We start from the raw sequence: 17,822 nt of genomic DNA, 5'->3' as shown, positions 1-17,822 counted from the left end.
ATTCATACGAAAGCCCCGCGAATGCGGGGCTTTTGTGTTTCTGGCGTTCGATAATTGGACAGGGTTTTAAACTAACAGTTTCCGCATCGTTTAAGACGCTTTCCGCAACTACTGTCAGATCCTCTATCAACGGGTTGGTTTCACGATCTCACCAACACGTCTATAAACCGTCTCGGTTATCCGCTTATCCGTGTGTCCAAGCAGGCGACTGGCATCGCCCAGGTCCAATATTTCACTGGCTGCTTTTGGTCGGATGTCGCGGAACTGGAACTGCCGGATGCTCGCCGCAAGCACGCCGTCTCCGGTCTCGTTAGCAATGGCAATTGCCTTGTTCCTGGCATCGTCAAAGCGTAGGCGTAACATCGGCTTGGTCACCTGCCGGCCATCTTCAGTGATTATTAGGTATGGAGTCCGTACTCCACGCGAGCGCCGCTGCTCTATTAGTCGCTCGACCAGTGTGCCCAGGTCATTAAGGTCTCCGGCAGCGGTAAGGCGGATCCGGAGCTTCTTGGCCGTCTTGCCTTGCGACACCTGCAGGAATTCATTCACCGCATCAGCCTCGCGCATCGAAAGCACATCTGCGGTGCGCTGTCCGGTCAGGTAGGCCAAGTCCATAGCATCGCGAAGCTCCAAGGCTGCGACTGCGTACACGGCACTCCAGATCTCCTCAGTTGCGTAGAAATCCCTAGGCGCCTCCTTGTTCTTGCGCACGCCGGCGGCAGGGTTGTTCTCGGTGAGCCCCCACTCCCGCGCAATATTGTAGATGTGCGACAGCAGTGATATTTCCCGGTTGGCTCTTACCTTGGCGGTCCGGCTATCCCTGTACTGCGCGATGATCTGTGGTGTAACCGCATCAATAGGGGCGTCGCTGAACGCTTTGCGCAGTTGCTTCAGGCTCAGGAGATTATCGCTCTGTGTCTTAGGCGCCTTGCCCGGGATGATCTCTCGCTCGTAACGGTCAAGCACCTGGCCCAGCAGGGCTTCTTTCTTCGGTACCGGCTTGCAGTCGAGCTTTGCCCATTCTGCCTTCGCAATTTCCAGGTCACCCCCGAGCGGTATCTCCACCCGCTTCCCGTCTTCATTCCTCCCGTCGTAGTAATACCCAACCCACTCTTTACCGCCTTTCATCGTGCGCACACGCCGAATCATTCGCGGCGGCAGGTCCCTGTTTGCCGCCTTTTTTGCTCGCATGTCTTTATCCTACGTTTGAAAGATTCAGTGACCAGGCTTCGGCCGCGACGTTTTCTGCTGATGGTTTCACGCCGGCCAGTTTCATCCTGGCGTAAACGCGGCCCACCACTGGTCGGCGCGAGCGAGTCAGTACGTATTTCCAGCCGTTGTTGTTGAGCCACTCGATCTGCCTGGACGGGATCATGTAGCCCGTTATTGCCGCGAGCTCTTCCTCGGCAAGCGTTTCGCTTTGCATTTCCATGGTGTGCACCTCTATGCCCGGGGATTGTCATGCGGGCCAGTAGGCCGTGCTGTTTTGATGATGTGGATGATGAAACCGAAGGTGAGCAGCATCCAGGCGACGGTGCCTGCGAATGCTGCGACCAGGGTCTGGTCGGTACCGGTGGAGAGCAGCTCCGGCACCTGCCAGAAAAACCAGAAGGTGGACCCCGCCACGTACAGCACGATGGCTGTCAGGAGTAGGGTGAGTTTCGTTGCGTACATGGGGTGTCCTTACCGCGCTGGGCAGTAGAAAATGATGGCGAAGTGCTGCCATGGTGAAGGGAGTGAATAAGAGTTACAAATACTGTTCAACTTGCTTATGTGTCAGGGAGGGCGCGTGTCACACAATCTCGATGTTCCAGTCGTTCACGCCTATCGGGGGCATACGTTGTTTCTCAAGTTCGAATGGAGGCGACCAAACGATGACGTACCCGCATTTGCGAGAATCATCGAGCCGGCCGCCGTTGCTGGGTTGGGCGAAGTCGCCGCCGAGCTGACGGGTCCATGGCCTGACTATCCGGCGGCACTGGGTGACGCGATGGCAGCTGCGGAGCGATGGATCGACAGCCAGTTACCGTGAGTTCGCTCACCGGCAGGCATGTAGGGGGATTGGGGTTAGGGCTTGGCTTTCGAGGCCCGCTCGCAGTCGGCGGCCAGCTTTAACAGGTTGCGGGTAGTCGGCTTGAACCCTTCGGTGTTGGGGTAGCGCGCGAGCTGGTGGTCGTGCGGGTATTCCTCAAAGGGGCCATGCCACGGCCAGTTCGATTTCCAGTCAGCCCAGACCGTGTAGGCATCCTGGCCGTCGCCCCAGTAGTCCGTGCCAACGCCAACTGAAGGCACGTTGCTCACACGCGTGTTTTGCTCATAAGCCAGTTCGGACGGCTCGTCCTTGTCGATCCAGGCGCGTCGGTACAAAGAGGGATGGGTCCGTACCAGGAGCTTGCTCAGCTTCTTTTCGGTGCGGGCTTTCATTGCCTCGGCCCCTTGTAGATGAAGACGTAGGCGAACCAGAGGGTGGCGATCACGACTTCCTGCTCCGGGTGACATCCTCTTCGGTGACGATATGCGGCGTAACGTCCTTGATCGTGAAGAACTCCGGCTGGCAATGCTTGCGAGCCCACGCCATAAGTGGCCGCATCGCCCGTTCCAGATCCGCCTTCGCCGTTGCGTCGAGTGTTGGGTAGTTGTCCGCCCACTCGCCCGCGTCGCTGTCGTAAGCGCGCTCGCTCATGTGGTCGAGCAATTCACTTTGGTCTGGCAGAAAGGCCGCCGGATCGTCCTTGCATTCGGTTCCGCGATAGACCGTGCCGCCTTCGTACAAGCCCAGGCTGAAGCTGGCCGGGTGTCCATCTCCATCGCTGTCATGGCCATAGTTGTCCTTCAGCAATTCATCAAGGCTGTCGTAATCCCAAGAACCATTCTCACCTGTGAGCGACCACTTCTCGCCGGTTGCGGGCGCTTCATAGTCAGGAATCGCGTTCGCAGCGGCGAAAGGCAGGGCAGCCCGGAACTGTTCCAGGTACTCGCTCGGCTTCGATCCCCAGCGATTAACCAGGCACTCAGCATCAACCGCTGAACCTTCGTCTTCAGGCTCTACAGACGGTTCACCCGGCACCATGAAGAACTCGCGCTCGACATCGTGCAGAAGATCGGAGAAACGTTTGGTGTTTTCGATGTTGGCCAACAGTGTCGACAGTTCGTGGTTTGAGCTGAGGCCGAACACGTTGTAGATGGCGGCCAACTCTGGCTTATGCTTGGGCATGACTTCGTCCTTGCCGCTATAGCGGCTGACTTTGAAGGGGGAGGGGTTACGGGTTTTGCGGTTGGAGTACGGATGTACTCCTGTCAGGTTTTGGCGCTACGCTTGCGAAACTCGTAAACCATGCTGCGCAGACCCACCAGAGACTCCTGCAGGTCACCGCGAGTGGAGTCGATATTCTCAAACAGCTCATCTTCTCCGTCGTCACCGCCCTCATCGGCGGCCAGCAGAGCCAGGCCGTATGCCTGGAATTTCGCCAACACATCATCGGCTGACTGGGCCATGTACTCGGCATGCTCGATGGCATAGTCCTGTGGCGACCGATCAGGCAGCAACAATGCTGCCGGTGCGGGCTGCACGATTACGCGGTCTAGGTCGGCTTGCTGCGGAACAGGGGCGGCGGCGAGCATGGCGGCCCAGCAGAGTTTTGCGCGGAACGCCGCTTGCTGGCAGCCGCTCATCTCTTGGTATGCGTCCCAAACCTTGTAATCGGTGAAGCATTCATTTGGGGCCGACTCAAAACCGTGTATCACCATGTCTTCGGTCGGCTCAACCGGAACCAGTTTCCATTGATTGCTCATACAACCTCCCTCGTTACCAGATCATGGGCATTCACAACCGTCATGCCGAGGTGCTGGGCAATCAGGACTTCGAGCTGGGCGCCCTTCGATTCTTTCCAGCCGGGCAGGGTGGCCACGGTGTCGCAGTCCATCAGGGCTGCAATGTCGCGGCGCATGCAGTCGTTCCAGGTTCCTCCGTCTGGGTTCAGTTCGGCGGGGTTGGTGACGGTGTGGCCGCCGGCGCGCAGGTTGGTGGTCATGGCGTGGAAGGCGGCGAAGTTGAGGCCGGGCAGGCCGGTCATGGGGCCGCTGAGGTAGATGCGTTTCATGCGACCTCCTTCGGCGTGTAGGTCAGCGTGCCGTCGAGGATCGCTTCCTTGATGGCGTTGAACTCCCAGGCGTAATACTGGGATTCGACGTAGACACGCATCCCGTCGCGGTAGTCGTGCTTCTTGCGCCTGATGAATGCTTCGGCGGCTGCGTGGGTGAAGTGGGCGTTGACGTATTCCCAGCGGTCGTCCCAGCCGGTGACCGTGTGGTCTTCCAGTTCGCCAAGGACGTACCACTGATCAGACTCGTCGCCCTTCATAAACTGGCACTCAGACCAGGCCTGCATCTTTTTATTGAGCTGGCTTTTCTGGTGGCTGGACAAACCGTCCCAGTACTCCTTGACCGAGTAGGCCACCGACTCGCCACTGTCCCAATGCACCAGGCGCTTGTCGGTGTAATCCATGTCCACCCCGCAGACGATGCGCCGAGCCTCAACAATGAAGATGGCATCAGCAGTGCAGTGATCGTGGACCCGCTTCCCCTTGCAGTCATGATGCAGGCGCTGGACGAAGTCTGCCCAAGTCGCAGCGTCGAGGTTGTGGCCGGTTGCCAAGCTTCGTGTCGGTTCGGCGATTTGGTTTTCTGTAGGCATGGGGAGTCCTTGCCGGGCCATGCCCGGGCGGTGGAGTGGGGGAGCGGAAAAAGCCCAAGAGGAAAGCTAGGGGGAAGCGGCAGAACATCGAGCATTACCGTCAGCGCACCGTGTTCTGGCTGACCAATATCGAGGGCTCTACCGCATGAAACGACTGACCGATTGGATAAACCTGTTCGCCGCCATCCTTCGCCTGATCGCCGTCATCATCCGTACCGGCTGGCTTTGAGCTACGATGGCCCCTCACTTCAAATGGGCAGGACCATGACCAAGCACGATATTTACGATGAGATCGAAGGCTTTCAGGTTTGGAACTACATGGAGTGCGACAAGGACGAGGAAGGCCGGGAGACCTGGCGTATCAACGTCGAGATAAAGCGCGGTGGTGAAGTGGTGGTTCCGGTTGTTGCCGGTGACCGAACCTATGTTGACCGTGGCCTGGCGCAGGTCGCTGGGCGTGAGGTCGGGGCCCGGTTGATTGCTGGGGCAGGCCTATAGGTTTCTGCGGGTATGGTGAGTTCCGGCCTGGCCATCCCCTGGCGGTTGAGGGGAGGGGTATCAGGCGATTGCGGATAGCGCGAGGACATCCTCACCACCACGCGCGATGCCGGCGTGTAGTTCCACCTTGCTGCCAGCAAGCATCCCGGCGATCTGGGCGTTTAGGTCCAGCTCTACCGCCTTGCCTTTCCTGGACTTCCCGATTTCCTGGGTAGCGAGATATTCGCTGATCAATGCCTTGTCCTGCGCCTGAATCGCGACAAGGCCTTGGCCGGTGGCTGAGTGCCCGAGCGGATCATCTTCGCCTTGAGGCACAAGAGCTTTCAGCTTCGACTGGACCTCCCAAACCCACGCCAGCGCAAAGTGATCGCCGGCAGTTTCTGCCGAATACCGGCTGCGATGGACTCCCGACCTGACGGCCGAGCAGTACTCTTTGCGCGCCTGAGTAAGCTTGGTGTGCAGTGCCTCATACGCGTACAGGGCGATGTTCTGGGCGGGAGAAACGCCGACGAATGTCGCGCACTCAATGATCTGGCCTTTTGCGGAACACCACGTCCGGCGCCGCAGGGTAGTGCAGCTGAATGCATCCGCTACAGCGATGCTTAGCTGCTGATCCCAAGCTGGTCGACGCCTGGCGCGGAACAGGGCTGACTCAACTTCACCGACGTCGCTCAACTTCACATCCATCTCGGTCAGCCGGTACTCGCGCATCAATGCCTGGGCCTGCCGGAGTGCCGTTGCGGCTTCGTTCTCGTTGGCGCTTTGTGCCAGTGCCAGGCAGTGTTTGATCTTGCGGATTGCGCGCTCTAGCTTCTTTTCGTCGGTCTGTTGTGCGGACATAGGGGATCCTCGCCGGGTATATTGCGGATTCATTGAAGAGGGAAACAGGGATGTGGCAGCTACCGAATTACGTTCAGTACCGTCTCGAATTGGCCAAGCAGAGCAAGGCGCAAAAAGAACTCGATAAAAAGAGACCCGCTGAGTCACGACAATCGCATGAGAGCGGAGAGCAGCAATACTACGACCAGCAGGATGAGGAACTGTATGAGTGGAAGCGGCTCATTCAGACTCGTTACTACAGAAACAAAGCGGACAGTCTGTTGGTGCAAATGCCGGGTTTTGATGAAGAGGGTACTTACGAAAGAGTTGAGTGGGACAAGGATAAAAAACGGCCGAGATATTTGACTGACAAGGGATTGAGGCTGGTCCGCTCTGCTATTCGGGAAGAGCAAAAACATCGCAGAGAGGCTGTAGGTTATTGGTTCGGTATATCCGTCGGTGTGATTGGTGCTTTGACTGGTCTTGTCTCAGTGTTTAAATAATTAATCGCCGCAGAAGCAGTCAATGGCTTCGTCGTGGTCGGCGAACATGTCGAATTGAGCGTCGGAGTAGTCGAGCATCTGCTGGTAGCTCGGGCGGTCACTGCGGAATCTGTCCCCATCACCGGTGAACTTGCCGCCGGACACCACCGAGCTTTCCATGCGTGCCCACCATTCGGCCTTGGGCCTGTCGCTGGCGATGATCGAATAGACCTGCTTGGCACCTTTCAGGAAGCAAAGGTCGCAGTTACCTTCGAGCGTGCGGCCGTTGATCGTCGGCAGCATCAGGTCGAATGGCTGACAAGCCCAGAAGTCGGTCACGTCCTGGACGCCTACACCGGCATCGGCCAGAGGCATAACCATGGCGGCCCACTTGCTCTCGCTGGTACTTTTTCGGTGCCGGATCTTCACGACGCGGCGCGGCTCATCGGCGCGGATGCCAGTCATCATGTCCACCGGTGCTTCCTCGGTCGAAAGCCCCAGGCTGCGCAGGTACTTGTGGATGATGCGGATCTTCAGGTCGATGGTGCAAAACCGGGTGACCGGGTTGGGCAGGTACTTGCGTTTGCGGATCAGGGCCTCGAACGGCTCGCCCTGGCGGCTTGCAGTGTCGTAATCCACCACCGCAAATCCCGCGTCATCGTCGCGAAACTCCAACCAGACAATGGGCACCGACCATCGCTCGGCGCACTCCCTAACAAACTGCAGGGTGGCTGGGTGCTCCTTCCCGGTGTTGGCGAAGGTGACGACCAGATCGCTCAAGTCATCGTTGTCGTCCAGCACCTGGCGCAGCATGTAGGCGCTGGTGCGTCCGCCGGAAAAGCTGACGACCGTCGTCCCGGACAATTTGTAGGAAGACATAGGGGATCCTCGCCGGCTGGCGTGATTTGTTGATATGGGGTATTACGGGTGACCGGCATGGAGCCGGATCAAGGAGAGAAAATGATTCAGCGTTCAACAGCGTTTGAGCAGTGGGCTCCACAGCAAGGCGACAAGCTCATTGAGTACGGCCATGAAAACGGATGCTTTTCAGAGATCCGACTGCGCCGCACTCACAATGGGCTCATAGGGCACATGTTCATCGGGGTGTATTGCGAGGACGGGAGAATGATCACTGAGCAAATTCTCGATATTTCCGACGAGACTGATGATCAGGCCTCGGAATTGGCCATGGCGGAAGCGCGTCGCTGGGCACTGAATCCACGACACTAAACAGTATCCGGTGCTGCAAGTAGGAAGGCCGGTCTCCCGGCCTTTGTTTTTTACTTTGGATCGAACGCGCCAAGCGACAAGACGGCGGCCTCGCCGATCTTTTCCTGCAGCACGGATTTGAACTCCTGAGCGATGTCTTCGCGCTGTACCTCTTCGCCCACCCAGCGCAATTTCAACACCGGCTGCGAGCCGCTGGTGATGACCGAAAGCCGAAGGGTGATGACTTGCTCGGTCAGCCCCTCGAATGGGATGGTGCTGAACTGCAGCGACACCGGCAGGGTTTCTTTGCTGCGCGCCTCGATCTGGTCCATTGCACTGCGGCTGGCGCTGGTTTCGCCTACCGTGGTTTCCGATTCGCTCGACGCCTTGATGGTGATGGTGCGCACTGCAGCAATGGCCTTGGCCACCGCGATTGCATTGCCTGCCTCATCAACAGGGGTGAGGTATTGGTGCCAGTCTTCGATCCAGTCGCTCAGGTCTTTTTGGCTAATGCCGCGCCCGCCGATTTGCTGGGCTGCGGTGTAGCCGGCGGTTGGCTTCAGCTTGAGGACGGCGCGGTCATCGGCGTGGCCGGGTTCTGCGGTGGTGCCCAGGTTGAACAGCAGGGCACAGCTCATTGCGTCTTGGTCGATGAAGCCGCGCGCGCCTGGTTCTGCACGTTCAACAACATAGGTGCCGAAATCTGCCAGCGAGTGGGTGCTGTAGGTGCCACGGAAGCGGCTACGGCCGGCCTGGAACTTCTCCAGGTCGATGACTTTCGAGCTTTCCGGCAGCACCACGGTAGGGACCACTGTTTCCAGCTTCTTGCCGTTGGCTTCCAGCGCCGTATCGGTGATGAGCTGAATTGCATCTTTGGTAAGTGACATCGCTTAATTCCTTGGATTGCGGAGGGAGGGTGAGCGGGGTGAATCAGGTGCGTTTGGGAATTGGTGCGTCATCGCGGCTGAACAGTTGGTCATGCTTTTCCGCGAAGAGGGTCACGCGGCCGCCGGTACCCACGTGCATGGGCGTGTCGAGGCTGGTGTTTTCGCTGCGGGTGCCACGCTTGGTCGGCACTTTGTATTCGAGCTTGTGCTTGATCTTCACCTGGTGCGATTCGCCGATTTGGCTGAAGTCCAAGGTGATAACCACCTTCCCGGTCTTGCCGTGGTCAACAACCCCGGCGGCTACTTCGGAAAGGGCGTGGCCGATCTGGCTGGCGAAGGCGCCGCCGTTGAGCTCTTCAAGGAACTCGGCTGTATCGGTTGCAACTGACATGGCTGATTCTCCGGGATGGCCAAGAGGCCGCTGGGTGGAAGGTTGAATTGGGTTTGCCGAAGGCGTTGTCGCACCTGGTTGCTGATGCGCTTCACGGAGTTACGCTGATCACTGCGACCACCCCTCAATGTTGATTTTCTTGCCGTCTGCGCGAGCTTCCAGCACCTGGGCGCGATTGATCGCAGCCTTCCAGGTGAAGCACATGCCCATGACCTTGCCGGTGGAGCGCTCGACGACGTGATAGGCGCCTTTGCCCTTGTTGATCACCTGGTAACGAATCTCTTGCACTGGCTGCTCCTTGCCGATCAAGGCGAACAGGGCGCTGGTGGCGATGGATGCTCGGACACGGAGGGCCGCAAGCCCTTCGGACCGTTGTTGAATTGATGGATGCATGGCTCGACCCTCGATATTGGTTGGCGTGTATTCGTCAGCACCCTGACCGCCTGGCGGGTGCCGGTGGGCCCAGGGGAGGGTGCTGACGGGTAAACACGAGATGTAAAAAAGCCCGAGGATTTCCCGGGCTTTAGGTGCGCTTCGTAGACCTCCCTACGTCACGCAGGCAGACGCTTTGGCGTCTAGGGTGTGTTGTGTTCACATGGCTGCCAATCCTCCGTGCTGGGTGGGTTGTATTCTGGTAGCCATCGGCTAGGTCACCACTGCCCAGGTGACGGGCTTTGCGATAGGCTGAGCGCTCTCACACAACGCAGCCTGCAAAGGAGGGCGAACTTGCTATGCGCAAATTCAAACTGAAGTACGGATTTGACTTTGATGATTCCTGCCCGAAGACCTACGAGAGCGACGAGCCGATCAAGATTGGTGATGCGATCTTCGTGGCGAACGGCTTCTGGCACGCAGTCACGGACATTCGAATTCTGAAAAGAGATATTCAGTTAACTCTTTCGAAATCTTCTCAATCGCCGGAGGAGGCAAAGCTTGTAATGAAGCAGCTATCGTCCGGCTGAGAACGATCGTTGCAAATTTCAAGCAGCTTTGTTTTTCGATGTCCGGGCTAGGGTGCATCAGGCTGAGCTTTGTCCGTAGCCCTGGGTCGCCCTGGCAAGCCAGCGTCATGAGTGCCGCTTCTATGCGGACTTGCAGTGAAGGCGATTCTATTTTCGGTAGATCTTCAGCGCCGCTTTTCATATTCCTATCCTCTCTGTCATCCCAAAGCACCCTCGCAAGAAGGTGCTTCAGTGATGCTGTCCGTCCTATTGCCGCCGGAAGGGGCGGGGCGCATTGCTTGCCGGGTCACTCACTCAGTTCTGGCGTTTCACCATCGAGCAGCCGTACAAGGTTTTCCCTGTCGTTGGCAGGCTTTCGGGCCTGTCTGCTCGCCGGTCGCCGGTAGAGGCAATGCGGTCTGTTGTTTGTTGCGCTGACTGTTAAAGAGCGGTGGCCGTCGTGTACTTGCTCAGAAGCACAAGTCGGCTTGCATTTATAAAAGCATGCTTGTGCATTGAATACAAGCACGCTTGTGTTTATTTTGCTTACTGTATGCATATACAGCATTTTAAGGAGGTGGTTATGGCTAAGCAGAAGAGAAGTCCAGCAGACTCGCCACGGTCAGAAATGACGGGCATGGAGCGGCTGGGTTTGAGGGTGTCATCGATGATCAACCACCCAGTGGCTCAGGCTCAGCGCTGGGTGACGATTCATCGCCTGGACACTGATGGAGATAGGGAGTGGGAGGAGGTTCTGGGCGTGATCGCCGAAACCGACGAGCTTGAGTTGACACTCAATGACGACGGTAGCGTGACGGTGAGGTGGGAGCAGCAAGAGGTCGAGGCGGCGGGCAGGGGAGAGGTTGAGTTTGAGCAGGAAGAGGAGGCAGCGCCGTTCTGATAGGCATGAAAAAGCCCGCTCAGTGCGGGCCTGAATCAAGCAGGGGAGCCGTGCCTACACCGGCAAGTGCAAATCGCCACGGTGAACTATATGCACTTTATTACCATCCGGATCATGCAGGTACGCGCCATAGTAGCCGTCCCCATAGTGTGGGCGTGGCCCTGGTGCTCCGGCATCAGCCCCGCCAGCATTAAGACCTGCGGCATAGGCTTCGTTCACAGCTTCCGCATGTGGTGCGGAAAAAGCCACCATGCTGCCATTCCCTGCTGCGGCGTCGTTGCGGTCAAAAGGGCAGTACACGTAAAAGCGAGGGAGAACGCTATCAGGCTTAATCCAGCATGCCGAAGGCGGTCCACCATCAGGAGTTACAACTCTACGGCACAGGCCCAGGGGGATCAGCACCGCGTCATAAAAGGCGGCGGCCTGATCAAGATCGTTTGTTCCAACGGTGATGTGACTGAACATCCGTGACTCTCCATCACTTTTGATGCGGGAACTCTATCGTGCCATTTTGCTGCTAGAGGCGTACAGCCACCATTGGCGGACAGATCATTAATCAGAGCGTTGCGCGCGCGGCCTAGCCAAGCCCTGCTTGATGTGCCCTGCGTTCTCGCCAATGGTCTCCAGGGCGCCACGCACGTTACCACCGGCCTTGACGCTGCCCTGGCTTTCGACCAGTAGCGTCAGCTCCATAATCGCGGCCTCGAGGGCGAGTTGGTTCTCGTAGATTCGTTCGAGCGTATCGGGGAGGGAGTAGGGGGAGGGCATGGTTTCGTCTCCAATTGAGGGTCTAGAGAGCGTAGACCACGGAATTGAAGGCAAAGAAAAGCCCGCGATGGGGAGTGGCGGGCTTAAAGGTGTTCATAAGGAGCCTGGGTAACCATAGGCGCTCGATTGTGAAAGGGGTGTGAAGGGCAGCTAAGGGAAGCCAGATAGTGAACCGCGCCTAGAAACCCATTACTCCATGAGTTTGTAACCAAGATAGTAGAGTCCCCAAAAAGTGGCTACAGTCATCTGGTAAAACATCAAAAAGTAAGCTAATAAAATAACACCGCTTAGATAGATCCCAACAGGAAATTCCGCATATGAGAATACATAAATTGCCTTCCCATAGCTAAGGAGAAATATTGAAAGTATAACAATTACAATACTTTGGGCTGTAAGAAAAGCAAACAGCATTGCGAGGAATCTCCTCCTCGTTAGGTCCACGATGTTTGTGGTACCCCTGAATCGCACTATGACTTTTGGTGTAGGCTCCGGGATTATATTATCAATGTCCGTCCTTCCAAAGGTAGCAATTGCTGCAAGAGCCGCAATGTAAAATCCTGGTAGTGATTGAACGAACGAAAGTATCAAAGATATTAAATTCCCTGAGCCGTATGCAGCAGCCTGACTTCCTGCCAAGCAAACAGCTGAAACTGTAATGGCAGACAAAACAAGTGGATACAACCAATCAACTATCCATTTATATGGATGTTGTATTGAAAGGTAGCCAAACGGACGAAGTAGCTGTCCTATTAACATTATCTACTCCATTAGCTTGTTAATTTCCCTCAGTATAAACGTATTTATCTTTTCAAAGCTACTGGTATTTACTAGCGGCGTGCTTATTGGATGTCTCTTGACGTACTTTTCACTTGCAACTAAATTCCCGGTACTTGTGGCGATGGTGGCATCCTTCTGAATCCCTGCCTCTGTCTTGAACTTTATTCTGATATGTTTGTATTCAACATCTGACTTGGATACGTTTGCCCTTAACTGTCTAATGGATGAGGCGAGAGTCCCAATCATATCTGGTTTCGGCCTGAGATCCACTGTGCGTTGCCGCTCAATAATACCGCCCTGTTCATCCCATACCGCACCTTCTTTAGAGAAGTTCAATAGTTGAATAGCGGACAGAGTTCCCCCTTCTAAATCATTTTTGAAATCGTCAGATGGGTGGCCTTGCAGCTCTATGTCATGCAGCAGGTGTACAAGCAAGGCATTTCCGTTAGAGTCGCGAGCGCCGTTGTTGTTCGCGATCATATATTCGTTTGGAAAGTCCTTTTTGCACTTCCTGATCAGATGCTTCAAGTATTTCAATATGCTAGTCAGGTGTAGGCCAGAACCATAAACCGCTTCAATTATACAAAGATAGTAGTTATCACCCTTTTCAGGAAGAAGATTGATAACAACGTGAGCCGAGTGCTCCCCGCCATGGCCTGGGGGTTTCTGGTGTACTACTCTACTTTTATTTTCCGGGTCTGATGATACAGAGTCAGGAGCTGACGGATCGCTAATATTGACCAGCATTATAAGCTGCTTATCTGTCAGCCTCAAATCAGACATAAAGTACTTTGGAGAAGTACTAATTCTTCCCTTTAGCAGTAATCTATCTCCGGTTTCGAAAAGCTGCTTTAACTGCAGCGAGATTGCAGTTAGCGTTTTGGGAGTAGCAACGAAGTGCGCAGTATTGCCTTCCGCTCGGGATACACCGAAGGCATTGATTTTCAGATCGTAAAATGTCGCATTCCTGTGCACTTGTTATTCCCTAAAATAATAATTTTTAAAATGTCTTTATATTGTTTTATCTGAAAAATTGTTTGATGCTGTTTCCTGTTTCCTGTTTCCTGTTTCCTGTTTCCTGTTTCCTGTTTCCTGTTTCCTGTTTCCTGTTTCCTGTTTCCTGTTTCCTGTTTCCTGTTTCCTGTTTCCTGTTTCCTGTTTCCTGTTTCCAGCTTCGCAGCCTACTCAGCCTTCCCCCGCGCGATCCTCCCCACCCTCACGTCTTCCGCATAACCCACCAGTCTATCTGCCTCCTCATAAAGAGTACCCACCAGCCCCATTAAGGCTATGGCGTCTGCATCGCTGAGCTTTTCCGCGAGCTTGACTAGGTCGATACAGGACTGCTCAAGGTTGAAGGCAATAGCCTTGAGATCGCGGCGCAGTTGCTGATTGGGTTTGGTCAGAGCCATGGCGTTATACCGGTTGTCCGTTCCACACGTAGAGCACCCGGGCCAGGATATGTGTGTCATCCACACGGATGTCCTCTGGGTCGTGGTGCTTGTTATCCGAGATCATCTTGAAGCGATCTTTGCCTTTCTTCTGCAGGCGCTTCACGTACAGCATCTCGTCGTGCGAGAAGAGGTATATGCCATCCCCAGTGAACTCCCGGATCGTAATATCTACCAGCAGTGGGTCGCGATCCTTGATCGTCGGCGCCATTGACTGCCCCCATCCGGTGATCATCTTGAGGTGGAAGTGCTCTTTGAAAGAAACTCCCATCTCCCTCAAGTGTTTGGGGCTGACCCGTATATCCTGAAGCATCTCTGGGAATTCGTGCGGGATCTGGCCGCCGCCCATCGCTGCGCGCACGTCGTAGTGGGCAATCCATACTTCGTCACCGACTTGGCCCGCCCTGGTGAAGTCGACTTTCACTACATTGGTCGACTTCGACTCAAGCGCCACCTCTTCTACTACCTCGGCGATTCGCGCTCTTGCTTCTTCCGATAGGCCTCGGCCGTGCTTCGCGAGCATCTGCTTGACCAAATCCGCCGAAGAATAATTACCGGCTTTTGGAGCATCCGCGGCCTTTCGGCTCGGCGGCTCACCCTTACCTGACAGCAGCCAGTCGACCGTCGTGTCATAGCCTTCAGCGATCGCGACCAGGTTTTCGTTCTTTATGTTGCCGGTATCACCGGCAAACCACTGACGAACAGCTTCGTAGCTGACCCCGCAGGTGGTCGCTATATCCCTTTTGAATCCTCGCGGCCCGATCTCTGGCTTTCGCGCCAGGACAAGTTTCGCAATTCGATCAGTAATTTTCATGCAAGCAATCTACAAGTTAGCTTGGCAAGCATGCTTGCTTAGTAAACACAAGCATGCTTGAATTGCCGTATACCCAAAGGAGTCAGCCATGAACCGTGCCGACGCAATTAAACATTTCAAAGGGATCGCTCCCCTCGCCAAAGCGCTCGGCATCACATACGAGGCAGTCCGGCAGTGGGGTGAGGAGATCCCCGAGCTACGTCAGTACCAACTTGAACTTGTAACCGACGGCCAATTGAAAGCCGACAAAAAGAAAACCGCTGCATAAGCCGTCCTTGTCATTGATCTGTTGAGCGAATGATCGCCGGGGCTGGCTCCTGCTACCACGGAAACAAATTTGAGGTTTTACGAATGGAAGATTTCTTGAGGGCTTGCCACACCACCATCAAGGAAAGTGGGGCGGAGGAGCTGGCCGGGAAGATGTGTCTTGCGCATGTGAGCCTGCTTCAGCGCTCGAACCCTGATAACTCGGCTCACCACCTGACGATTGAGCATCTGTTCGGCGTCCTACTGCACACCGGGGACATGCGCCCGCTGATGGCCCTCGCTGACAAGTTTGGTTATGACCTGGTCGCCCGCGAGAAGCCGGTAGCCAAGCCATTGATGGTTGCACTCGGCCACCTGTCCGCCGAGTGCGGTGACGTTGGTCGATTGATCTTCGATGCAGCCGCTGACAACCACATCAGCCAGCACGAGAAAGCACAGGGCGAGAAAGCAATTCAGGAGGCAATCGACGCGCTGCACATTCTGCGCGAGTCGCTGAAGGCTGCCTGAATCGCAGGCATAAAAAAACCGCCTGGCAGGGCGGTCCTTTCAACGGCAATGTAACTTGTGGGGCCATTATGAACACCAATACCGCTCCAGGCAATACCCCCCATGTCGCGACACTTTTTCGACATGAACAAAACGTGTCGCGACACACGATGTCGTCACGCGAAATCGCCGAGCTGACCGGCAGCACGCACGACAACGTGCTGAAAACCGTCCGGGCCTTGGTTGCCAAGGGTGTCGTTTCTTCAAACGACACCCCCTACATCCACTCGCAGAACGGTCAGGTCTATCGGGAGTTCCTGCTTTCCCAGCGCGACACCCTGGTGGTGGTCTCCGGTTACAGCGTCGAACTGCGCGCCCGGATCATAGACCGGTGGCAGGAGTTGGAGGCGAGGGCGGAACAGTTCCAGATTCCAGCCAACTATGCTGAGGCTCTGCAAGCGGCGGCCGACCAGGCCAAGGAAAACCAAGCCCTTCGCTTGGTGATACTGGATCAAGAGCCGAAAGTCTCCGCCATCAAACGATTGGCGGCCTCCGGTGGCGCGATCTGTATCAGTGATGCTGCCAAACAACTTCAGGTTCCACCCTCAAAGCTTTTTCAGTGGCTGGAGAAAAACCGGTGGATCTTTCACCGCGGCGGCTCCAAGCGCTGGACCGCCTACCAGCCGCGCATTACTTCCGGCTATCTGGTTCACAAGGTCACCGCGCTGAAGAGCGACCCGGAGACCGGCGGGGACCGTGCTGCCTTCCAACCTCTTGTTACGCCGAAAGGCCTGGCCTACCTGGCCGAAAAGAATATCGGAGCCTCGCTGTGAGTGTTCAAGCAATGTCCTGGGCGCTCTCTCTGCCCACTGAAACCCTGAAAGACTCGAGCGCGCGTCACGTGCTGCTGTGCCTAGCCAACTACGCCGGTTCGAACGGTACAGGTGCCTTTCCGTCCGCTTCTACCCTGGCCCAGGACACAGGGCTTTCCGAACGCACTGTCCGTTACAAGCTAGACGACCTGGAGCAGTCCGGGCTGATCAAGAAAGGCAACCAGGCGATCGCCGCGGTTCACATCGATCGCCATGACCGCCGCCCGGTCGTTTATGACCTTCAAATATTACGGGGTGCAAATACTGCACCCCGTACAAAACGGGGTGCAGATGGCGCAACGGGGTGCAACTCACAACAGAACGGGGTGCAGTCTGGAACAGAACGGGGTGCAGCCACTGCACCCAATCCATCACTTAACCATCAAGGAACCGAAAAGCAGCAGCAGCGCGAGATTGACGAGTTGATCGCTGAGCAAGATCGCCAGGCTCTGGAGCCTCAGGATGATCGCCAGCGCTTCGCCATGTTCGCCGACTTCGTTCCGCCGGAAGACGCGCTGCAGACTCAGCTGAAAATCGCGGGCCTGCCAGTCGACTCGATGACCGACGAACTGCTGGCTGGCTTCAAAGGATTCTTCGTCGCCAAAACATCCGTACTCGATACCGCTGCTGGTTGGTGTTTCAAGTTGGTCGGCTGGATCAAGCGCGAACGAGCCCAGGCCGCCGGATCCTACTCGGTGGAAGAGGGCCCTGCCGGTGAAGACTGGGCATCGAAAGGAGTACGGCTATGAACCGAGCCAAAAAACCTTTGATGGCAAGCCAGTTGGTTGCTCGCCGTCAATGCGATCCAACCTACCAGGGCCCTGACCAGGCTCGGGCCGTTGTTCCTGTCGACCCATCCACCCAGGCTGTCATCGACGACCTGTTCCTTCGGTTGCGTGGGGCATGCGGCGCTTGGCGACAGTCCTGGCCCACCGAGGCCGTCATGAACGCCTCTAAGCTTGAGTGGCTCGGCGAGTTCATGCGCTCAGGCATCAGCCGTATGGAGCAGATCGACCATGGCATGCGGGTAGTGAGTGCGAGCAAGTCAGCTTTTGTGCCGGCGCCCGGTGTTTTTGTCAGTTGGTGCTTTGCCCCTGAAGGCTTGGGCCTTCCGAGTGTCGAATCTGCTTACGCGCAGGCGCTCCGCAACTGTCATCCCGCCATGCGCCATTGTTCCAAGTGGTATCACCCAGCCGTCTACCACGCAACGGCTGCCGCCGGCTTCCACAGCCTGCCTCTGCTCTCCCGTGAGCTGGGCCTGGCGAGCTTCGAAAAGCAGTACCTAAACCAATGCCGTCGAATCTGGCAGGGCGAGAGTCTTACGCCCGTTCCGGTTGCCGAGCTTGCTGCGCCTAAACCAAAAATTACCCCCGATGTAGGCAATAGGGCCTTGGCCGAACTGCGCGCATGCCGCGCCGGAGGTTCCCGTGGTTGATCGTCTGCTGGCAACGCCCGACCCTCACCTGTACCCATACGCGGTCTTTTGCTGCTCGTTCAAGTTCGACCTTGGTGACACCCCAGACCACGCCATGGCGCTTTTCGCTGACCGCAACATGGCTGCTCGATACG

At 56.2% G+C, this 17,822-nt stretch carries 30 protein-coding genes; 11 read left to right on the top strand and 19 right to left on the bottom strand.

The window, feature by feature from the left end:
* Window positions 1–126: 126 nt before the first annotated feature.
* The 3 genes from K1X80_RS16950 to K1X80_RS16940 are packed head-to-tail and all read right to left on the bottom strand — an operon-like array spanning window position 127 to window position 1,674.
* Window positions 127–1,191: a tyrosine-type recombinase/integrase gene (locus tag K1X80_RS16950; RefSeq protein WP_220172361.1), complete on the bottom strand. Its 1,065-nt coding sequence runs from the start codon at window positions 1,189–1,191 to the stop codon at window positions 127–129.
* A 4-nt stretch (window positions 1,192–1,195) separates the two neighbouring features.
* The gene (locus K1X80_RS16945) at window positions 1,196–1,432 is read right to left on the bottom strand and encodes a DUF4224 domain-containing protein (RefSeq protein WP_220172360.1); all 237 of its coding nucleotides are present in this window, start codon (window positions 1,430–1,432) and stop codon (window positions 1,196–1,198) included.
* A gap of 11 nt (window positions 1,433–1,443) precedes the next feature.
* A complete protein-coding gene (locus tag K1X80_RS16940; protein WP_220172359.1) occupies window positions 1,444–1,674 on the bottom strand; it encodes a hypothetical protein in 231 nt (76 codons plus the stop codon).
* 115 nt (window positions 1,675–1,789) lie between these two features.
* On the opposite strand from K1X80_RS16940, the gene K1X80_RS16935 reads away from it, so the two are divergent.
* Window positions 1,790–2,032 (top strand): hypothetical protein, encoded by a 243-nt coding sequence (locus tag K1X80_RS16935; protein ID WP_060772936.1) that lies wholly within the window; start codon window positions 1,790–1,792, stop codon window positions 2,030–2,032.
* 35 nt (window positions 2,033–2,067) lie between these two features.
* Here the strand turns inward: K1X80_RS16935 and K1X80_RS16930 are convergent, their stop codons facing one another.
* From K1X80_RS16930 to K1X80_RS16910, 5 genes are all read right to left on the bottom strand, one after another.
* Entirely contained in the window at window positions 2,068–2,424 is a 357-nt protein-coding gene (locus K1X80_RS16930) for a hypothetical protein (RefSeq protein WP_220172358.1), read from the bottom strand.
* A 49-nt stretch (window positions 2,425–2,473) separates the two neighbouring features.
* A complete protein-coding gene (locus tag K1X80_RS16925) occupies window positions 2,474–3,214 on the bottom strand; it encodes a hypothetical protein (protein WP_057959997.1) in 741 nt (246 codons plus the stop codon).
* Window positions 3,215–3,297: 83 nt separating this feature from the next.
* Window positions 3,298–3,792, bottom strand: coding sequence for a hypothetical protein (locus tag K1X80_RS16920; protein ID WP_220172357.1), 495 nt, complete (start codon window positions 3,790–3,792; stop codon window positions 3,298–3,300).
* Window positions 3,789–4,100, bottom strand: a complete 312-nt coding sequence (locus tag K1X80_RS16915) for a DUF4406 domain-containing protein (protein ID WP_220172356.1) — start codon at window positions 4,098–4,100, stop codon at window positions 3,789–3,791. Before K1X80_RS16915 ends, K1X80_RS16920 begins: the two co-directional genes overlap by 4 nt.
* Window positions 4,097–4,693, bottom strand: coding sequence for a hypothetical protein (locus tag K1X80_RS16910; RefSeq protein WP_220172355.1), 597 nt, complete (start codon window positions 4,691–4,693; stop codon window positions 4,097–4,099). The genes K1X80_RS16915 and K1X80_RS16910 overlap by 4 nt, the downstream gene beginning before the upstream one ends.
* Before the next feature lie 264 nt (window positions 4,694–4,957).
* Here K1X80_RS16910 and K1X80_RS16905 point away from each other — a divergent pair, with 264 nt between their 5' ends.
* Window positions 4,958–5,191, top strand: a complete 234-nt coding sequence (locus K1X80_RS16905; protein ID WP_220172354.1) for a hypothetical protein — start codon at window positions 4,958–4,960, stop codon at window positions 5,189–5,191.
* A 60-nt stretch (window positions 5,192–5,251) separates the two neighbouring features.
* On the opposite strand, the gene K1X80_RS16900 is transcribed toward K1X80_RS16905, so the two are convergent.
* Window positions 5,252–6,031 carry a DUF2786 domain-containing protein gene (locus K1X80_RS16900; protein WP_220172353.1) on the bottom strand — a complete coding sequence of 260 codons (780 nt, stop codon included), beginning with the start codon at window positions 6,029–6,031 and terminating at the stop codon, window positions 5,252–5,254.
* Between the two features lie 50 nt (window positions 6,032–6,081).
* Between K1X80_RS16900 and K1X80_RS16895 the strand changes: the two genes are divergently transcribed.
* Window positions 6,082–6,513: a hypothetical protein gene (locus tag K1X80_RS16895; protein WP_220172352.1), complete on the top strand. Its 432-nt coding sequence runs from the start codon at window positions 6,082–6,084 to the stop codon at window positions 6,511–6,513.
* Here the strand turns inward: K1X80_RS16895 and K1X80_RS16890 are convergent, their stop codons facing one another.
* Window positions 6,514–7,371 (bottom strand): phosphoadenosine phosphosulfate reductase family protein, encoded by an 858-nt coding sequence (locus K1X80_RS16890; RefSeq protein WP_220172351.1) that lies wholly within the window; start codon window positions 7,369–7,371, stop codon window positions 6,514–6,516.
* A gap of 81 nt (window positions 7,372–7,452) precedes the next feature.
* Between K1X80_RS16890 and K1X80_RS16885 the strand changes: the two genes are divergently transcribed.
* The gene (locus K1X80_RS16885) at window positions 7,453–7,722 is read left to right on the top strand and encodes a hypothetical protein (protein ID WP_220172350.1); all 270 of its coding nucleotides are present in this window, start codon (window positions 7,453–7,455) and stop codon (window positions 7,720–7,722) included.
* A gap of 50 nt (window positions 7,723–7,772) precedes the next feature.
* Here K1X80_RS16885 and K1X80_RS16880 read toward each other — a convergent pair whose 3' ends face one another.
* The 3 genes from K1X80_RS16880 to K1X80_RS16870 all read right to left on the bottom strand — a co-directional run bounded on the left by K1X80_RS16880 (window position 7,773) and on the right by K1X80_RS16870 (window position 9,372).
* Window positions 7,773–8,588, bottom strand: coding sequence for a DUF2303 family protein (locus tag K1X80_RS16880; RefSeq protein WP_220172349.1), 816 nt, complete (start codon window positions 8,586–8,588; stop codon window positions 7,773–7,775).
* Between the two features lie 43 nt (window positions 8,589–8,631).
* The gene (locus K1X80_RS16875) at window positions 8,632–8,979 is read right to left on the bottom strand and encodes a hypothetical protein (RefSeq protein ID WP_169955978.1); all 348 of its coding nucleotides are present in this window, start codon (window positions 8,977–8,979) and stop codon (window positions 8,632–8,634) included.
* Window positions 8,980–9,087: 108 nt separating this feature from the next.
* Entirely contained in the window at window positions 9,088–9,372 is a 285-nt protein-coding gene (locus K1X80_RS16870) for a hypothetical protein (protein WP_092239125.1), read from the bottom strand.
* Between the two features lie 338 nt (window positions 9,373–9,710).
* Here K1X80_RS16870 and K1X80_RS16865 point away from each other — a divergent pair, with 338 nt between their 5' ends.
* Window positions 9,711–9,941, top strand: a complete 231-nt coding sequence (locus K1X80_RS16865) for a hypothetical protein (RefSeq protein WP_102618002.1) — start codon at window positions 9,711–9,713, stop codon at window positions 9,939–9,941.
* A gap of 562 nt (window positions 9,942–10,503) precedes the next feature.
* Entirely contained in the window at window positions 10,504–10,821 is a 318-nt protein-coding gene (locus K1X80_RS16860) for a DUF1654 domain-containing protein (protein ID WP_220172348.1), read from the top strand.
* 54 nt (window positions 10,822–10,875) lie between these two features.
* Here the strand turns inward: K1X80_RS16860 and K1X80_RS16855 are convergent, their stop codons facing one another.
* From K1X80_RS16855 to K1X80_RS16830, 6 genes are all read right to left on the bottom strand, one after another.
* Window positions 10,876–11,286 (bottom strand): VOC family protein, encoded by a 411-nt coding sequence (locus K1X80_RS16855; protein WP_220172347.1) that lies wholly within the window; start codon window positions 11,284–11,286, stop codon window positions 10,876–10,878.
* Between the two features lie 87 nt (window positions 11,287–11,373).
* Window positions 11,374–11,589, bottom strand: a complete 216-nt coding sequence (locus tag K1X80_RS16850) for a hypothetical protein (RefSeq protein ID WP_220172346.1) — start codon at window positions 11,587–11,589, stop codon at window positions 11,374–11,376.
* Between the two features lie 189 nt (window positions 11,590–11,778).
* Window positions 11,779–12,345: a hypothetical protein gene (locus K1X80_RS16845; protein WP_220172345.1), complete on the bottom strand. Its 567-nt coding sequence runs from the start codon at window positions 12,343–12,345 to the stop codon at window positions 11,779–11,781.
* Between the two features lie 3 nt (window positions 12,346–12,348).
* Window positions 12,349–13,341 carry a hypothetical protein gene (locus K1X80_RS16840; RefSeq protein WP_220172344.1) on the bottom strand — a complete coding sequence of 331 codons (993 nt, stop codon included), beginning with the start codon at window positions 13,339–13,341 and terminating at the stop codon, window positions 12,349–12,351.
* 206 nt (window positions 13,342–13,547) lie between these two features.
* Window positions 13,548–13,775 (bottom strand): hypothetical protein, encoded by a 228-nt coding sequence (locus tag K1X80_RS16835; RefSeq protein WP_220172343.1) that lies wholly within the window; start codon window positions 13,773–13,775, stop codon window positions 13,548–13,550.
* 4 nt (window positions 13,776–13,779) lie between these two features.
* A complete protein-coding gene (locus K1X80_RS16830; protein WP_220172342.1) occupies window positions 13,780–14,628 on the bottom strand; it encodes an XRE family transcriptional regulator in 849 nt (282 codons plus the stop codon).
* Window positions 14,629–14,716: 88 nt separating this feature from the next.
* Between K1X80_RS16830 and K1X80_RS16825 the strand changes: the two genes are divergently transcribed.
* The 5 genes from K1X80_RS16825 (at window position 14,717) to K1X80_RS16805 (ending at window position 17,688) form a co-directional block, all read left to right on the top strand.
* Window positions 14,717–14,896 carry a Cro/CI family transcriptional regulator gene (locus K1X80_RS16825; protein ID WP_128876632.1) on the top strand — a complete coding sequence of 60 codons (180 nt, stop codon included), beginning with the start codon at window positions 14,717–14,719 and terminating at the stop codon, window positions 14,894–14,896.
* A gap of 83 nt (window positions 14,897–14,979) precedes the next feature.
* Window positions 14,980–15,402 (top strand): phage regulatory CII family protein, encoded by a 423-nt coding sequence (locus K1X80_RS16820; protein ID WP_220172341.1) that lies wholly within the window; start codon window positions 14,980–14,982, stop codon window positions 15,400–15,402.
* A gap of 68 nt (window positions 15,403–15,470) precedes the next feature.
* Window positions 15,471–16,214, top strand: coding sequence for a phage regulatory protein/antirepressor Ant (locus K1X80_RS16815; protein ID WP_258571522.1), 744 nt, complete (start codon window positions 15,471–15,473; stop codon window positions 16,212–16,214).
* Between the two features lie 11 nt (window positions 16,215–16,225).
* On the top strand, window positions 16,226–17,002 hold the full coding sequence (locus tag K1X80_RS16810; RefSeq protein ID WP_220172967.1) for a helix-turn-helix domain-containing protein: 777 nt from the start codon (window positions 16,226–16,228) through the stop codon (window positions 17,000–17,002).
* Window positions 16,999–17,688 (top strand): replication protein P, encoded by a 690-nt coding sequence (locus K1X80_RS16805; RefSeq protein WP_220172340.1) that lies wholly within the window; start codon window positions 16,999–17,001, stop codon window positions 17,686–17,688. The genes K1X80_RS16810 and K1X80_RS16805 overlap by 4 nt, the downstream gene beginning before the upstream one ends.
* Window positions 17,689–17,822 lie beyond the last annotated feature (134 nt).

The sequence above is a fragment of the Pseudomonas sp. So3.2b genome, from assembly GCF_019464415.1.
Lineage (GTDB): Bacteria > Pseudomonadota > Gammaproteobacteria > Pseudomonadales > Pseudomonadaceae > Aquipseudomonas > Aquipseudomonas shahriarae.
This window is presented reverse-complemented; position numbering and strand designations above follow the sequence as displayed.

Excerpts from the sequence above, each read along its gene's own strand:
- K1X80_RS16950 (WP_220172361.1), bottom strand. The coding sequence starts at position 1,191 with ATGCGAGCAAAAAAGGCGGCAAACAGGGACCTGCCGCCGCGAATGATT.
- K1X80_RS16945 (WP_220172360.1), bottom strand. The coding sequence starts at position 1,432 with ATGGAAATGCAAAGCGAAACGCTTGCCGAGGAAGAGCTCGCGGCAATA.
- K1X80_RS16940 (WP_220172359.1), bottom strand. The coding sequence starts at position 1,674 with ATGTACGCAACGAAACTCACCCTACTCCTGACAGCCATCGTGCTGTAC.
- K1X80_RS16930 (WP_220172358.1), bottom strand. The coding sequence starts at position 2,424 with ATGAAAGCCCGCACCGAAAAGAAGCTGAGCAAGCTCCTGGTACGGACC.
- K1X80_RS16925 (WP_057959997.1), bottom strand. The coding sequence starts at position 3,214 with ATGCCCAAGCATAAGCCAGAGTTGGCCGCCATCTACAACGTGTTCGGC.
- K1X80_RS16920 (WP_220172357.1), bottom strand. The coding sequence starts at position 3,792 with ATGAGCAATCAATGGAAACTGGTTCCGGTTGAGCCGACCGAAGACATG.
- K1X80_RS16915 (WP_220172356.1), bottom strand. The coding sequence starts at position 4,100 with ATGAAACGCATCTACCTCAGCGGCCCCATGACCGGCCTGCCCGGCCTC.
- K1X80_RS16910 (WP_220172355.1), bottom strand. The coding sequence starts at position 4,693 with ATGCCTACAGAAAACCAAATCGCCGAACCGACACGAAGCTTGGCAACC.
- K1X80_RS16905 (WP_220172354.1), top strand. The coding sequence starts at position 4,958 with ATGACCAAGCACGATATTTACGATGAGATCGAAGGCTTTCAGGTTTGG.
- K1X80_RS16900 (WP_220172353.1), bottom strand. The coding sequence starts at position 6,031 with ATGTCCGCACAACAGACCGACGAAAAGAAGCTAGAGCGCGCAATCCGC.
- K1X80_RS16895 (WP_220172352.1), top strand. The coding sequence starts at position 6,082 with ATGTGGCAGCTACCGAATTACGTTCAGTACCGTCTCGAATTGGCCAAG.
- K1X80_RS16890 (WP_220172351.1), bottom strand. The coding sequence starts at position 7,371 with ATGTCTTCCTACAAATTGTCCGGGACGACGGTCGTCAGCTTTTCCGGC.
- K1X80_RS16885 (WP_220172350.1), top strand. The coding sequence starts at position 7,453 with ATGATTCAGCGTTCAACAGCGTTTGAGCAGTGGGCTCCACAGCAAGGC.
- K1X80_RS16880 (WP_220172349.1), bottom strand. The coding sequence starts at position 8,588 with ATGTCACTTACCAAAGATGCAATTCAGCTCATCACCGATACGGCGCTG.
- K1X80_RS16875 (WP_169955978.1), bottom strand. The coding sequence starts at position 8,979 with ATGTCAGTTGCAACCGATACAGCCGAGTTCCTTGAAGAGCTCAACGGC.
- K1X80_RS16870 (WP_092239125.1), bottom strand. The coding sequence starts at position 9,372 with ATGCATCCATCAATTCAACAACGGTCCGAAGGGCTTGCGGCCCTCCGT.
- K1X80_RS16865 (WP_102618002.1), top strand. The coding sequence starts at position 9,711 with ATGCGCAAATTCAAACTGAAGTACGGATTTGACTTTGATGATTCCTGC.
- K1X80_RS16860 (WP_220172348.1), top strand. The coding sequence starts at position 10,504 with ATGGCTAAGCAGAAGAGAAGTCCAGCAGACTCGCCACGGTCAGAAATG.
- K1X80_RS16855 (WP_220172347.1), bottom strand. The coding sequence starts at position 11,286 with ATGTTCAGTCACATCACCGTTGGAACAAACGATCTTGATCAGGCCGCC.
- K1X80_RS16850 (WP_220172346.1), bottom strand. The coding sequence starts at position 11,589 with ATGCCCTCCCCCTACTCCCTCCCCGATACGCTCGAACGAATCTACGAG.
- K1X80_RS16845 (WP_220172345.1), bottom strand. The coding sequence starts at position 12,345 with ATGTTAATAGGACAGCTACTTCGTCCGTTTGGCTACCTTTCAATACAA.
- K1X80_RS16835 (WP_220172343.1), bottom strand. The coding sequence starts at position 13,775 with ATGGCTCTGACCAAACCCAATCAGCAACTGCGCCGCGATCTCAAGGCT.
- K1X80_RS16830 (WP_220172342.1), bottom strand. The coding sequence starts at position 14,628 with ATGAAAATTACTGATCGAATTGCGAAACTTGTCCTGGCGCGAAAGCCA.
- K1X80_RS16825 (WP_128876632.1), top strand. The coding sequence starts at position 14,717 with ATGAACCGTGCCGACGCAATTAAACATTTCAAAGGGATCGCTCCCCTC.
- K1X80_RS16820 (WP_220172341.1), top strand. The coding sequence starts at position 14,980 with ATGGAAGATTTCTTGAGGGCTTGCCACACCACCATCAAGGAAAGTGGG.
- K1X80_RS16815 (WP_258571522.1), top strand. The coding sequence starts at position 15,471 with ATGAACACCAATACCGCTCCAGGCAATACCCCCCATGTCGCGACACTT.
- K1X80_RS16810 (WP_220172967.1), top strand. The coding sequence starts at position 16,226 with ATGTCCTGGGCGCTCTCTCTGCCCACTGAAACCCTGAAAGACTCGAGC.
- K1X80_RS16805 (WP_220172340.1), top strand. The coding sequence starts at position 16,999 with ATGAACCGAGCCAAAAAACCTTTGATGGCAAGCCAGTTGGTTGCTCGC.